A 14,423-nucleotide genomic window follows, 5' to 3' on the forward strand; every position below is an offset into this window, starting at 1 on the left:
TATCAATTTAGTATGTTTCTGTTAAATTTCTACTTATAAAAGTAAAAAAAGTTGAACTTTGATTTGCAAATCAAAATGGTTTTATACCTTTGCACCCGAATACAGAGGAAAAATTTGAACTGATTGCAACCTCTTCATAATGAAATGGTTCGTTATGAATACTGGAAAATTGATTTCAGTAGTAAAAAATGCTAAAGCAGAAACTCTCCTTTAGCCTTTTCTAGCAATTATTTTTCCTCAATTAATTTTAATTTAAAAAATTATTATGGCTTATTTATTTACGTCAGAATCTGTTAGTGAAGGGCATCCAGACAAAGTTGCAGATCAAATTTCGGATGCATTAATTGATAACTTTTTGGCATTTGATGCTGACTCAAAAGTAGCTTGTGAAACTCTTGTTACAACTGGTCAGGTAATTTTAGCTGGTGAAGTAAAATCGAATACCTATCTTGATGTGCAGCAAATTGCTCGCGAAGTAATCCGTAAAATTGGATATACTAAAAGTGAATATATGTTTGAAGCAAATTCTTGTGGAATTCTTTCAGCAATTCACGAGCAATCTGCAGATATTAATCAAGGTGTTGACAGAGCTAAGCCAGAAGAACAAGGTGCAGGTGATCAAGGAATGATGTTTGGTTATGCAACTAACGAAACTGAAAACTACATGCCATTGGCTCTTGACTTATCTCATAGCTTATTGCAAGAATTAGCAATTTTAAGACGCGAAAATAAGGAGATTACTTATTTACGTCCTGATGCTAAATCTCAAGTAACTTTAGAATATAGTGACGATAATAAACCAACTCGTATTGATGCAATTGTAATTTCGACTCAACACGACGATTTTGATGAAGAAGCTACAATGTTGGCTAAAATCAAAAAAGATATTATCGAAATTTTGATTCCAAGAATTATCGCTAAAAATCCTGAGCACGCTCATTTATTTAATGATAAAATCAACTACCATATTAACCCAACAGGAAAATTCGTTATTGGAGGACCTCACGGAGATACTGGTTTAACAGGAAGAAAAATCATTGTTGATACTTACGGTGGAAAAGGTGCTCACGGTGGTGGTGCATTCTCTGGAAAAGATCCAAGTAAAGTTGATAGAAGTGCTGCTTACGCGACACGTCATATCGCTAAAAACTTAGTTGCAGCTGGTGTTGCAGACGAGATTTTAGTTCAAGTTTCTTATGCAATTGGAGTTGCTCAACCAATGGGAATCTTTATTGATACTTACGGAACTTCTAAAGTAAACTTAACTAACGGTGAAATCGCTAAAAAAGTAGAAGCTATCTTTGATATGCGTCCTTACTTTATCGAGCAACGTTTAAAATTAAGAAACCCAATTTATAGTGAAACTGCTGCTTACGGACACATGGGACGTAAACCAGAAACTGTAACTAAAACTTTTTCTGCTCCGGGAGGAAACGAAAAAACGGTTACTGTTGAATTGTTTACATGGGAAAAACTTGATTTTGTTGACCAAGTAAAAACTGCTTTTGGATTGTAAATTTAGATTATTAGACTAACTTAGATTGTTAGATTTTTCGACAACTAGTTATTCTTAAGCATAAAAAGAGGCTATCTATTCATTTAGATAGCCTCTTTATTTTTAGTATGGATTTTGAAATCTGTGTGTTTATTTGAACGCGGATGAAACGGATTTACTTCATAAAGACGCGGATAAAAACGGATTTTTTATTTATATCCTGCCTAAAGTAGAAAATAAAGAAAGAAAAAATCCGTTTTTATCCGCGTTTTCGCAATAGCGAATCCGTTTTATCAGCGTCTAAATTTCAATACAAATAAAACAGAATTTATCGCTCTAATTGTACATTTGGTAATGTTTTAGGACGATTGGCATCGTTTGATAAAATCCAACCTGTACGATAAATCCATTCAGTCATTTTATGTAGCTTCACAAAATCAATGTTTTCAGACTCATCCATTGGTGTGTGATATTGACTGTGCAAAACACTAGTGTAAAAAACAGATGGAATTCCTTTTTTTGCATATGGCAAATGATCTGAACGGAAATAAAAATACTCTGGATGTTCTGGTCTGTCCCAAAGTTTATCCAAATCAAATTTTGGCCCTTCGTCATTTGCTCTTTTAGCTATAGCAACTAAATCTGATGAGTTTTCATGAGGAGAAGATGAACCTAAAAGTGCCGCCTGATTTACATTATTTCTACCGATCATATCTCCGTTTAAAACTGCAATAATATCCTTTTCAGGAACTGTTGGGTGCGACGCATACCATCTTGATCCTAACAAACCACGTTCTTCTGAACCGTGAAATACAAATAAAGCGGTTCTTTTTCCGGGCTGTTTTTTATAGGCTCTTGCAATCGCTAACATTGCTACACAAGTACTGGCATTATCATCGGCTCCATTATAAATTGAATCCTGACCGTATTTTTGACGAACGCCATCATGATCCTGATGTCCGCTAAAAAGAACATATTCCTTTTTTAATGTAGGATCTGTTCCTTCGATTTTTCCAACCACATTTACGGATGGATATTTATAGGTTTCAGAAATTACTTCTGTAGATAAAAGATCTTTTGTACTTTTTAAATATGCTAATTGATCATTGTGTACCCAAAATACTGGCATTGTTGCACCAATTTTATCTCGAAAACCTTCGATTCCATAAATACCTCTTGTCATTTGTGGTTCGACTTGAGACCAGCTTTCTTCTGCCAATTGATCTGCCACCATAATAAGTGCCACTGCTCCTTTTTTTACAACAAGATCATAATATTTATTTCGAACAAGACCTGGATAACGTCTGTCAAATAACGAAATATCATCTGCGATTCCATCTTTAGATGCTAATAAAACAACAGCTTTTCCTTTTACATCGGCTTTCTCAATTTCTTCTTTTGTTGCCGCTCCCAAATACACTAATGACGCATCGACTTTTATATTTGTCGTCTCTGCTACCAGAACATCTTTCCACAATTTATATTCTTTTTGTCCTATTTTAAATTTTGTGTTTGGAGTTACCTGATGCCTGTATAAATCAAAAAACTGAAAATAAGTTCCGTCATCACCCGCTGGTAACATTCCTGCTTCTTTGGCTTTATTTGCCAACCACATTGATACTTTTAACTCATCTAAAGTTCCGGCTTCTCTACCATTAAAATGATCGCCTGCCATTTGGTACATATCGGTTCTAAGATCTTTTTCAGTGATTGCCGTAACTAAAGGTTTTTTGATGTTTTGAGAGAAAGCAAGTCCTCCGCAAATAATCAAACCTAAGATCATTTTGTTTTTCATATGTTTAAGTTTAGTATTCCAAACTTACTAATTTATGCAGAAACGTAACCTTCAATTTTAAAACATCTGTCTGTTAAATGATAAAATCTATAAAAGGAATCGAATTTAAACAAAAATGACTGCCAATTGTGGCAGTCATTCTTTTACAATTTTTTTTGAAACTATCTTAATATGTTCCGTTTTGCATCTTCGTTAAGGTTTCTTTTATTTCACTTGCTGTTTGTTCTTCTACATCAGCATTTAAATACTTAACTGCTAATGTTTGGGTTGCAATTGCTTTTTCTTTCTGACCATCTTTATAATATAACTGCGCCAGAGTATCTAAATAATAAGGATTGTTTTTGGTCACTGCCAAACTATACTCTGACCAAGTAATAGCCGATTTTATAAAATTAGAATTTGCAGGTTTTAAAACTACTGCCCAAGCGGCATCATTACAAAAATTAGAATGATATTCTTTAAACGAATTCCAACCATCATAAGTATAACTAGAGCTTGAATCCAAAGCGGTAAACATAGTGTCCAGTCTTTCAATTGGGCTTTGGTTATCTGCTAATAAGTTTGTGTTAAAATAAGTACTAAACTCCTTTAAGTAACTTGTATTAGAACCGTCTTTATCTTCGGTTTGAGCCAAATAAGCAAAGTAATTTCGATAACACTCAAAGCTTCCTTTTCCTGCCGCGATTAATTTTTTGTAAACAGAGATCACTTTACTTTGATTTGATTCTCCCGAAATTTCATTCTCTACAACATATTTGTTTTGTTCTAATGCATTGGCAATTTCAGTATTTAAAGCACCAATTGTATGGGTTTCATTTTCGATAGATGTAAACGCCAAACGTCCTGCATCGATTGCATCATAATGTTTTATCAAATAATCTATAGCAAGAAAATCAGTATCGTTTAGTACTCTGTCTTCTGGTAAAAATTGCTTCGAGAATCCTTGATTTTTAATTTCTCTTAAAATGGTTTCAACCAAATACATATTTGGCTGTTTATCTTTTTGATGCGATTCAACAAGTTTTTTCCAAGTTTGAGCTACTTCTTTTTTATCTACTGTAGTATTTACAAACTTAAATTCAGCATCATTTTCATCTGTAGTTGTGTCGTAGTCATATGGTATTTCAAGCGCTGCAATCTTATTAAAAGCTAAAATTAAATCAGCATCTGTTGCTTTTTTATTTTTTAGGGGTTTATTAAAAGAAATTAATCTCTCTGTTCTTTGGAGTTTTTTATACAACTCATCATAATAATAAAACTGATAACGTTTATCCAGCAAATTAGATTTTGCACTGGCCAAAATATTTCCATTGCTATCCAATACTAACACAGTTGGGCTATCTGTAATTTTATTGATTTTCAACCACTTTTTATCATCGGCTGTAGCTAAATAATAATTAAACAAATCATATTCCGGATGATATTCATCATACATTGTATCGCTCAATTGAGATTCATGATCTTTAATAAATGCATCAAAATCAGCTTTAGCCGAAGTATTTTTGCTATCTACAGAAACTACCAAAAATTTAGTTTTATCATTTTTGGTAGATGCAATCGCACTTTTTAGATTATTCTCGATTTTAAATTTAAAATCAAAACCTTTAGCAGCATAAGCACTATCTACAACAACATATGAACTATCAACAGCCACTCCATTATCTGGGTTTACAAAAGCTTCTTTTCCTGGATATGTCCAGTTTGAAACACTTTGACTCTCAATTGGCTTAACCGTTGTAGCAGCAACTGGCGAAGCATCTTTTTCATTCGAAAAAGCTATAGGATTTTTCCCCGTTTGCTCCGAAATCATCAGTTGATTTGTTTTTCTGTCAAAAAAACCTGAAATGTTTAAATCTCCCACGGCATCAAGTTCATACTTGATCGTGACTTCTGAAACATCTTTTGGTAAAGCATATTTATAAATTTTGCTTTCTGTTTCATATCCTTCATATACTAAATATAAAAAATCTGTACGGTCAATTTCAAAATCAGCATCAACACTTGTCCAATCAGGATCTACTTCTGTTTTTATATCTGATATTCTCTGATATTGAACTGATGCAGAACCGCTTTGTGTTCCGATATAAAATGAATAATAAGATGGATCTAAAAACTTAATTTTAATCTTTTTAGCCTTCTTGTCATTTTTAAAAGTAAGATTAAAAGAATTCTCCGTTTTTTCGGTTTGAAAAAATGACAAAGAATCTCCTTTGATTTTATAGTCCCCAGAATAAAAAACCAATTCGTATTTATTATTGTCTAATAAATTTAACTTGATTTTTTGCCCTTTGTTTGTAGATAAATAGGTGCCTTTTTCAATGCCTTTTGTTTGGGAATAAGAACTAAATATTAAACAGAAAAATATTGAAAAACTCCATAAAAATTTGCGCATGATCTAAATTTTGATTGTTAATATCAGGCGCAAAGATATTTGATTCTAGTCGAAATAAACTCTCTAAAAACAAAAAAATATGTAATCAAAGTACTATAAATTATATTTCATCGAAAAGATAATATACCTCGGCTGTACAGTGTATTGAGAAACTCTTGTCGAGAATTGCGAGAAGCTATCGTCGTTAAGATAAGTAGTATTTAAGAGGTTTGTTGCCGAAACTTTGTACTCCCATTTACTATTCTTTTTTTGATAAATTAAGCTGGCGCTCAAAAAGTCATATTCATTATTGACTGTTTTATTCCCGTTATAATAATGATAAAATTCATATTCAGAAACAAACGAAAAACTATTCAAAAAGTAATAATCTAATCTTGCAAAAGGCTTGTCTGTATAATAAGTTGAACCGCTGTATTTATTAATTAAGGCATTGTAGCCAAATTCAATATTCGGGGCATTTTTATAGTTTGTTGATGCTTTTACGGTATAACTCTGCACAAAACTTTCGGTTGTGCTTAATTCATTATTTTGGATATTATTAAATTTTGACCAGTTGAAACTTGCATTGACTGAGGCTTTATAATTCTTTAAAAACGAACGACCGTAATTTCCCATTCCGGTAAAAGTTTCATCGGCCAAATTAGAATTATAAGGCGATGATGACTGATTAATTCCCGTAAAATCGGCGCTGGTTTTAATTGCATCTACTTTTTTTGTATAAGTTGCATTGGCAAAAATATTCTCAAAGTTGAACATATTGTATTTGAAATAACGCAACGAATGCACTTGCGAAGTGGCATTTTCGAGATAGCGATTTCCTCTAAACAAACTACTATAATCTGATAAAACATAACCCGCTGCCAATTGATTAATATCTGTAAAATCATTTGTTAACGAAAAATTATAGGTCAATGTTTCTGATTTCTTGATTTGATATAAAGCAAATAAATCAGGCAATACTTTTGTAAAATTCTGTGAATAATCTGTTCCCAATTGGGTGTTTTTCATGGTGTACGAATGCACGCTAACACCCGGAGTTAAGGTAAATTTTCCAGTTAGAATTTTATAATGAAATCCTAAAAATGTGTCATTGAAATTATAATTTACCTGATTGTTATTTTCCGGATTATTCAAATCATTTTTACTTCCGTTATCTAACATCTGAAAAATATGCGAATTAAAATCCTGATAAGAAAAGGTGTTTCCAAGCGTGATATTGATGTTGCTTTTTGGTGTTACCATATAATAGTAATCCAATTTGGCATCGAGTTTATTGGTTTTAACAAAACGATCCTGATTAAGATCATTTCTTTGCTGACCTGAAGTATAACCAGATAAATCAAAAGGCTGTGTGCGCAAATTGGCATTATAAAAAGGATTTTCGTCTTGATATAAGTGTTGCATTTCAAAAGCAAAAATATTCTTTGGGCTCTGCGTATAATACAAACTCAGATTTTGATTTATAGATGTTGGGTCTTGTTTTTTATTGGTAAAAATAGTTTCTGTTGTCGAGACGTTACTTACAATAGATTCACGCAACAAATCAGTATTTTCATTTTGTTTGGATATCTTGGTTAAGATATCATAATCAAACTGAAACTTATCATTGGGTTTATAAGTTGAACTCAGTTTAAAAAGTCCAAGATTATTTTTTTGATGCGTTAATTCATCACGTTTTTGCTGATCTCCAGAATCTAAAATTGTAGTTTGAGATTTGGTTTCAAGATCTGTTTTTGATGTAGAAAGAATTCCAAATCCACTTATATTCCATGCTTTTGTAACAGAATACGCGAAGTTTGTTGCTCCAAATTTGGTTTCAATTTCTTTGGCGCGGTTATTTCTCAAAATCGAAATTCCCAAATCATTCGAAGAAACATTAAAATTACTTCCTCCTTTTTTGGCCAAATTTTTAAATCCACCTGTAAACTTAAAATAATCCTGAGCCGTAAGTGGCAATTCACCAATATTATTAAAATTAGTAATTAAATTTATACTGTATTTTGGACTATAATAAAATAGTTTTGGATTTATAATATAACGGCTATCTAGCTCTGCAACTCCAATTCCGGCAGTAACATCTCCAAACCAAAAATTCTTTTTTCCCTCTTTCAATTTAATATTCATGGCCACATTATCCTGATCATTTTCTAAACCTTTTAATGCGCCAACTTCGTTATAATTTCTAAGAACCTGAATTTTATCAATCGCATCTGCAGGAATATTTTTTACACCAAGTTTAGTATCTCCGTCAAAAAAGTCTTTTCCTTCGACCATTAATTTACTCACCTTTTTTCCTTCAACTTCTATTTCGCCATCAGCATTTACCTCAACTCCCGGAAGCTTTTTCAGGACATCTTCTAATTTTTTTTCAGTTCCAGATTTAAAAGAATCTGCATTATATACAATTGTATCCCCTTTTATGGAAACTGGCATTTCACGAACAATTTCTACGCCAGCGAGTTCGATTCCTGCATCATCCATCACAATATTCTGAACGATATTTTCTGCTTTTGTCGAAATTACAATTTCCTTCGATTTCATCCCCAGATAACTCACTTTAACAGAATAAGAGGTATTGGGTTTTAAGGTCAATTGAAACCTACCTTTATCATTGGTAATTCCGTACGAATCCATTGCTTTTGTAGCAACGTTTATTGCCATAATATTAGCCATTTCCAACGGATTTTTCTGTTCGTCCTGAATAAAACCATCAAAACGTACACTTTGCGAAAAGGAAACACAAGTGCATAAAATAGCGAAGAAACAAAGTATCTTGTTCATTAAAAAAGCTTTAGAATAAATAAATTTCAGAATCCGAAGTTCTTATCTTCCCATCATAGGAGGAGGCCCACCTGGACGTCCGCCATTCATTTCTCTAAACTCTTTCATTTTTTTAATTACAGTTTCATCATAATCTTTTTGCGAAATAACCTTTCCTTTTTTAGATGGTTTTATTTCTACTTTATCTTTGGCATTCAAAACAATTTTAGAACACAAAATAGTTGTTTTGCCATCGTTTACTTCTAAAATTAAACCAGGTAAACCCCAATAGTTTTCTGGACCTTGATTTACTGGAATTTCTGGCGAATACCATGCTGTAACAACAATTTCTTTTGGCATTTCAAAGTTGTCTTCAAAATTAGTTTTTGTTTCTCCCGAAGTTTTTTTCGCATCGACCTTCTTCTCTTCAGGCTTTTTGTCGTCGTTATTTTTAGGTCTAAAATTTCTAAAGTCCGTTTTACTGGCTTCTTTTACTGCCGTTGCTTTGTAGCAAGTATAACCGCCAATTTGTTTGGTTTCTTGTTCTAATTTCCAGTTTAATTTTGGCAAAGAATCTACTACCAAAAATTCTTTACCCATAAATTCTTTATCTACAGTATACGACTTGGTTTTTACATCTTTGTAAAAAGTTCCGCCTCCGCCCATAAACGAATTCATCATAATACGCATTCCGCCTCCCTGCTGTCCAGGAGCTTCCAGTTTTTCTTCTTCTTTATAAATTGATGCTGATTTATCAAAATTCAGAATAAAGGTTTTCTCCAGCATTTTTTTCATTCGCTCCTCCATGTTCTTTTGCATCTCGGGTGTGATGTCTCGGTTACTTCTGATCCCATCAAATTTTGGCGCTTGTGTTTTCGATTCGTAAACCGCCATTCCCTGAAAATCTTTTTGCGCCTGCATTTGAGTAAACGCAAACATCAAGAAAATATAATAAAACCCTTTTTTCATTTCGTTTTCTTTAAAATTGAGTAAGCCACTAAAACTCACACTCAAATGTATTATTTATTTTTAAATTATAGAGCGTTAAATATATCAACACCTGTAAGATATAGACAAAACCTGCTATTAGTTAGACCGTTATGATTTAATAAGGTTTTAAAGTTAATTCTCGAATAATTTAAACAATTTGTTCTGTTGTTTTTTGTAATTTGGCTGTTTACAAACCTAATCTTATGAGCAAAACGGCACATACTTTTTTATGTCTTTTATTTATCGTCTGCTCTTTTTCAGTTGTTTTTTCGCAAAATCCAAAACTAAAAGCAACTCTAATCTCTCATTTTACAAATGATACAGATGATTTTTTAGGTTTTGACTCTTTTGGTTATTACTATCAAATAACAAACAACGTTTTTAGCAAAATAAAAGGAAAGGAGCTGTTTGAGTATAAAAATGTTTCGCTAGGAAAAATCACAAAAGTCGATTTACAAAACCCTCTTAAAATAGTATTGTTCTATGAAGATTTTAATACTGTAGTTTTACTGGACAATCAATTGAATAAAATTACTGAGATTAATTTTTCTTTAAATAATACGCCTATTGTAGTTTCGGCAATTGGAATGTCAACGCAAAATCAACTTTGGATTTTCAACACTTTAAACCAACAAATTGGTCTTTTCGATTACTTAAAAAATGAATATAAAACGGTTTCAACGCCTTTTATAGAAACCATAAAATATTATCAAACAGATTTCAATACTTTTTATTGGATTGATAAAAAAAACAATTGGTTTTCATGTGATATTTTTGGAAAAGTATCTTCTTTAGGAAAAGTTGCTGATTTTGATTCGATTGAAATAATTAACAATCATCAATATCTTTTTAGCAAAGTTAATTTGTTGTATTTTAAAGACATTACAAGTACAAATTCAAATGGTTTTTCGGAAATTGAAATTTTAGAAAAATCATTCGACAAATTCTGCTACAAAGACCAAATTTTATCTATTTTTACAACTAAAGAAATAACAAATTATAAAATCGTAACACCGTAATGCACATAGCAATAGCAGGAAACATAGGGGCCGGAAAAACAACTTTAACTAAATTATTGGCGAAACATTTTAAATGGGAACCACATTATGAAGATGTAGTTGACAATCCTTATTTAGATGATTTTTACCATCAAATGGAACGCTGGTCGTTTAATTTGCAAATTTATTTCTTAAACAGTCGTTTTCGTCAGGTATTGCAAATTCGCGAAAGCGGAAAGAAAATCATTCAGGACAGAACGATTTATGAAGATGCTTATATTTTTGCTCCCAACTTATATTCGATGGGTTTAATGACAAGCCGTGATTTCGAAAATTACACATCTCTTTTTGAGTTAATGGAATCTTTGGTAAAAGCTCCGGATTTATTGATTTATTTAAGAAGTTCTATCCCTAATTTAGTGGGACAGATTCATAAACGCGGACGTGATTACGAAAATTCAATCTCTATTGATTATTTAAGTCGTTTGAACGAAAGATACGAAGCTTGGGTTCAAACTTATACTAAAGGTAAACTATTGATTATCGATGTTGACAACATTAACTTTGTTGATAATCCCGAAGATTTAGGAAACATCATTAATAGAATTGATGCTGAATTAAACGGTTTATTCTAGAACACGAATTTCACTAATTTACACAAATAAAAAAATGCCTCTAAATATTTTTAGAGGCATTTTTTGTTTTAAAAATTTGTCAGTATCACTAAGTTATTTTCTTATTTCAAAGCGTCGATTTGAGCATTAACTTCCTTTTCTGTACCTTTAAAAACCTTCGTATCAACTTTACCATTTTTAGTTGTTATAACAGTTCCAACTACCTGACCATTTAAATTTACAATTTCTACACGAACTCCTTCCGTAGTGGTTTTACTGTATTTTGTTGTATCAAAACAATCGGTTTTTTGGTGTATATACTTTCCGTTGGCATCATAATTCGCTAAACATTTTGCAGTTTCCTCAGGTGTACATCCTTTTTCTTTGCACATCTGTGCACATTCTTCCTTAGTCATTGTTGCCATTTTTGACATATCGCATTTAGCCGAATTTCCAGCAACATGCATTTCTGTTTTTGCACAACAAGAACCTTTTTCTGTCATTGCCGATGTCGAATGTCCTTCACCTAAAATTGGAGCAATTACAAGACCAATCAAACAAGTCAATTTAATCAAGATGTTCATTGACGGCCCTGAAGTATCTTTAAAAGGATCTCCAACTGTATCTCCGGTTACAGCTGCTTTGTGTGCATCAGAACCTTTATATGTCATTTCACCATTGATTAAGACTCCTGCTTCAAAAGATTTTTTAGCATTATCCCAAGCACCTCCAGCATTGTTTTGAAAAACTGCCCAAAGAACTCCAGAAACTGTCACTCCTGCCATATATCCGCCCAACATTTCAGCAATTAACTGATTGTTGTCTGCGTAAACTAATTTTCCTAAAAGTACAATTGCAATTGGGAAACCAATCGTTAAGATTCCTGGTAGCATCATTTCACGTAAAGCTGCTTTTGTAGATATCTCAACGCATTTTCCGTATTCCGGTTTTCCGGTTCCTTCCATAATTCCCGGAATTTCCTTAAACTGACGACGAACTTCATATACCATATCCATTGCTGCTTTTCCAACTGAATTCATCGCTAAAGCAGAGAAAACTACCGGAATCATTCCGCCTACAAATAGCATCGCTAAAACTGGCGCTTTAAAAATATTAATTCCATCAATTCCCGTAAAAGTAACATAGGCTGCAAACAAAGCCAAAGAGGTTAATGCTGCAGATGCAATCGCAAAACCTTTTCCTGTCGCTGCTGTAGTATTTCCAACTGAATCTAAAATATCTGTTCTTGTACGAACTTCTTTTGGTAATTCGCTCATTTCAGCAATTCCTCCGGCATTGTCAGAGATTGGTCCAAAAGCATCAATTGCTAATTGCATGGCTGTTGTTGCCATCATTGCAGAAGCTGCTAGCGCCACTCCATAAAACCCTGCTAATGCATATGAAACCCAGATTGCAGCTGCAAATAATAATACTGTTGGAAACGTAGAAATCATACCCGTTGCCAAACCTGCAATTACGTTTGTTCCTGCTCCTGTAGATGATTTTTGAACAATTGCCATAACTGGTTTTGTACCTAATCCTGTATAATATTCTGTTACCGATGAAATAGCTCCACCAACTACCAATCCAACCAAAGTGGCATAAAAAACACGCATTGAAGAAATGGCCTTAGAACCTTCTCCAAAAAAAGTCATTTGCATTGTCTCAGGCAACATATGTTGTACTAAGAAAAAACAAGCGATTGCAGTTAACACAATCGAAACCCAGTTTCCTATATTTAATGCTTTTTGCACTTGTGCTTCTTTGGCATTATCATCTGATATTTTCACCAAAGTCGTTCCTATTATTGAAAATAAAATTCCGAAACCGGCGATTGCCATAGGTAATAAAATTGGTCCAATTCCACCAAAAGCATCTTGAATATTTCCACCCATATCTTTGATAACGTAGTTTCCTAAAACCATCGCTGCCAAAACTGTTGCTACATACGATCCAAACAAATCGGCACCCATACCCGCAACGTCTCCAACATTATCTCCAACATTATCTGCAATTGTTGCCGGATTACGAGGATCATCTTCTGGAATTCCAGCTTCGACTTTACCTACTAAATCAGCACCAACATCGGCTGCTTTTGTGTAGATTCCGCCTCCAACTCTGGCAAACAACGCAATTGACTCTGCGCCCAACGAAAATCCCGCCAAAGTCTCTAGAACAACTGTCATTGTCTCGGTATCTTTCCAAACTCCGCCAGACAATAAATTAAAGAAGATTATAAAAAAAGTAGTTAAACCTAAAACCGCTAAACCAGCAACTCCAAGTCCCATTACTGTTCCTCCTCCAAAAGAAACTTTTAAAGCTTGAGGTAAACTAGTACGTGCTGCCTGAGTTGTTCTAACATTTGTTTTGGTTGCTATTTTCATTCCCATATTTCCGGCCAAAGCCGAAAAAAATGCTCCAAAAATAAATGCAACAACTATTAATAAATGCGTTTTAACTCCAGGAATAAAAGTAATTCCCGCCAAAGCAATACTTGCGATGATTACGAAAATTGTCAATAATTTATATTCTGCTTTTAAAAAGGCAAGTGCGCCTTCGTAAATGTGATCTGAGATTTCTTTCATTTTGCCATCGCCAGCATCTTGTTTTAAAACCCAAGTCCTTTTTATTCCCATGAAAAGTAATCCTATAATTGCCATTACAATTGGCAAATAAATCATAAATGCATTCATAATATTTTAATGGTTTTGGTTAATAGTCAATAAACTAACTAAAACGAATTTAAACAAAAAAGCAATACTCCTAACGGAGTATTGCTTTTTTTATAAAATATGAATGCAAAAATTATTTAATACTAAATAATCCTTCTGGTTTGTTTTCAATATCGTTAAAACGCTTAGTACACTCAGCAATAATTGCAAATGCTTCGTTTACATCTCCCCAACCTTCAACATCTACTTGTTTGTTTTCAAGATCTTTGTAAACTTGGAAGAAATGCTCGATTTCTTTCAATAAATGTCCGTTAATATCTGAAAGATCATTTAATGAATTCCAGATTGGATCTGAAACTGGTACACAAATGATTTTTTCGTCTGGTCCTTTGTCATCTGCCATATGAAAAACCCCAATTGGTTTTACTTCTATAACACATCCAGGAAAAGTTGGTTCGTTAATCAAAACCAATACATCAAGAGGATCACCATCAAGAGCTAAAGTTTCAGGAATAAATCCGTAATCAGCTGGATACATCATTGACGAGAACAACATTCTGTCAAAACGCATTCTTTTGATTTCAAAATCGTACTCATATTTATTTCTGCTTCCTCTTGGTATTTCGATTAATACATCGAAAGTCGTTAGTTTGTCTGCGGTCATTTTCGTTTTTTATTTTTTCTATAATTTCGATTGCAAAAGTAAC

9 protein-coding genes are annotated in these 14,423 nt (G+C 33.1%); 3 read left to right on the top strand and 6 right to left on the bottom strand.

Annotated features, from left to right (window positions below; all coding sequences use genetic code 11):
- Window positions 1–265 precede the first annotated feature (265 nt).
- Window positions 266–1,516: a methionine adenosyltransferase gene (gene metK / locus IW18_RS05200; protein ID WP_041516516.1), complete on the top strand. Its 1,251-nt coding sequence runs from the start codon at window positions 266–268 to the stop codon at window positions 1,514–1,516.
- 307 nt (window positions 1,517–1,823) lie between these two features.
- Here metK and IW18_RS05205 read toward each other — a convergent pair whose 3' ends face one another.
- The 4 genes from IW18_RS05205 to IW18_RS05220 all read right to left on the bottom strand — a co-directional run bounded on the left by IW18_RS05205 (window position 1,824) and on the right by IW18_RS05220 (window position 9,411).
- Window positions 1,824–3,290, bottom strand: a complete 1,467-nt coding sequence (locus tag IW18_RS05205; protein ID WP_041516517.1) for a M28 family metallopeptidase — start codon at window positions 3,288–3,290, stop codon at window positions 1,824–1,826.
- Between the two features lie 166 nt (window positions 3,291–3,456).
- Window positions 3,457–5,682, bottom strand: a complete 2,226-nt coding sequence (locus tag IW18_RS05210) for a hypothetical protein (RefSeq protein WP_041516518.1) — start codon at window positions 5,680–5,682, stop codon at window positions 3,457–3,459.
- Between the two features lie 93 nt (window positions 5,683–5,775).
- Window positions 5,776–8,463, bottom strand: coding sequence for a TonB-dependent receptor (locus IW18_RS05215; RefSeq protein WP_041516519.1), 2,688 nt, complete (start codon window positions 8,461–8,463; stop codon window positions 5,776–5,778).
- A 42-nt stretch (window positions 8,464–8,505) separates the two neighbouring features.
- Window positions 8,506–9,411 (bottom strand): GLPGLI family protein, encoded by a 906-nt coding sequence (locus IW18_RS05220; protein ID WP_041516520.1) that lies wholly within the window; start codon window positions 9,409–9,411, stop codon window positions 8,506–8,508.
- 224 nt (window positions 9,412–9,635) lie between these two features.
- Here IW18_RS05220 and IW18_RS05225 point away from each other — a divergent pair, with 224 nt between their 5' ends.
- Together IW18_RS05225 and IW18_RS05230 are read left to right on the top strand one after the other, a co-directional pair.
- Complete coding sequence (locus IW18_RS05225) at window positions 9,636–10,451, top strand: hypothetical protein (protein WP_041516521.1); 816 nt, start codon at window positions 9,636–9,638, stop codon at window positions 10,449–10,451.
- Window positions 10,451–11,065, top strand: a complete 615-nt coding sequence (locus IW18_RS05230; protein ID WP_041516522.1) for a deoxynucleoside kinase — start codon at window positions 10,451–10,453, stop codon at window positions 11,063–11,065. The genes IW18_RS05225 and IW18_RS05230 overlap by 1 nt, the downstream gene beginning before the upstream one ends.
- A 101-nt stretch (window positions 11,066–11,166) precedes the next feature.
- Here the strand turns inward: IW18_RS05230 and IW18_RS05235 are convergent, their stop codons facing one another.
- Complete coding sequence (locus IW18_RS05235; protein WP_041516523.1) at window positions 11,167–13,737, bottom strand: sodium-translocating pyrophosphatase; 2,571 nt, start codon at window positions 13,735–13,737, stop codon at window positions 11,167–11,169.
- A 112-nt stretch (window positions 13,738–13,849) separates the two neighbouring features.
- The gene (locus tag IW18_RS05240) at window positions 13,850–14,380 is read right to left on the bottom strand and encodes an inorganic diphosphatase (protein ID WP_026983866.1); all 531 of its coding nucleotides are present in this window, start codon (window positions 14,378–14,380) and stop codon (window positions 13,850–13,852) included.
- Between the last annotated feature and the right edge of the window lie 43 nt (window positions 14,381–14,423).

It is taken from the genome of Flavobacterium hibernum, assembly GCF_000832125.1.
In the GTDB taxonomy this organism is placed as follows: Bacteria; Bacteroidota; Bacteroidia; order Flavobacteriales; family Flavobacteriaceae; genus Flavobacterium; species Flavobacterium hibernum.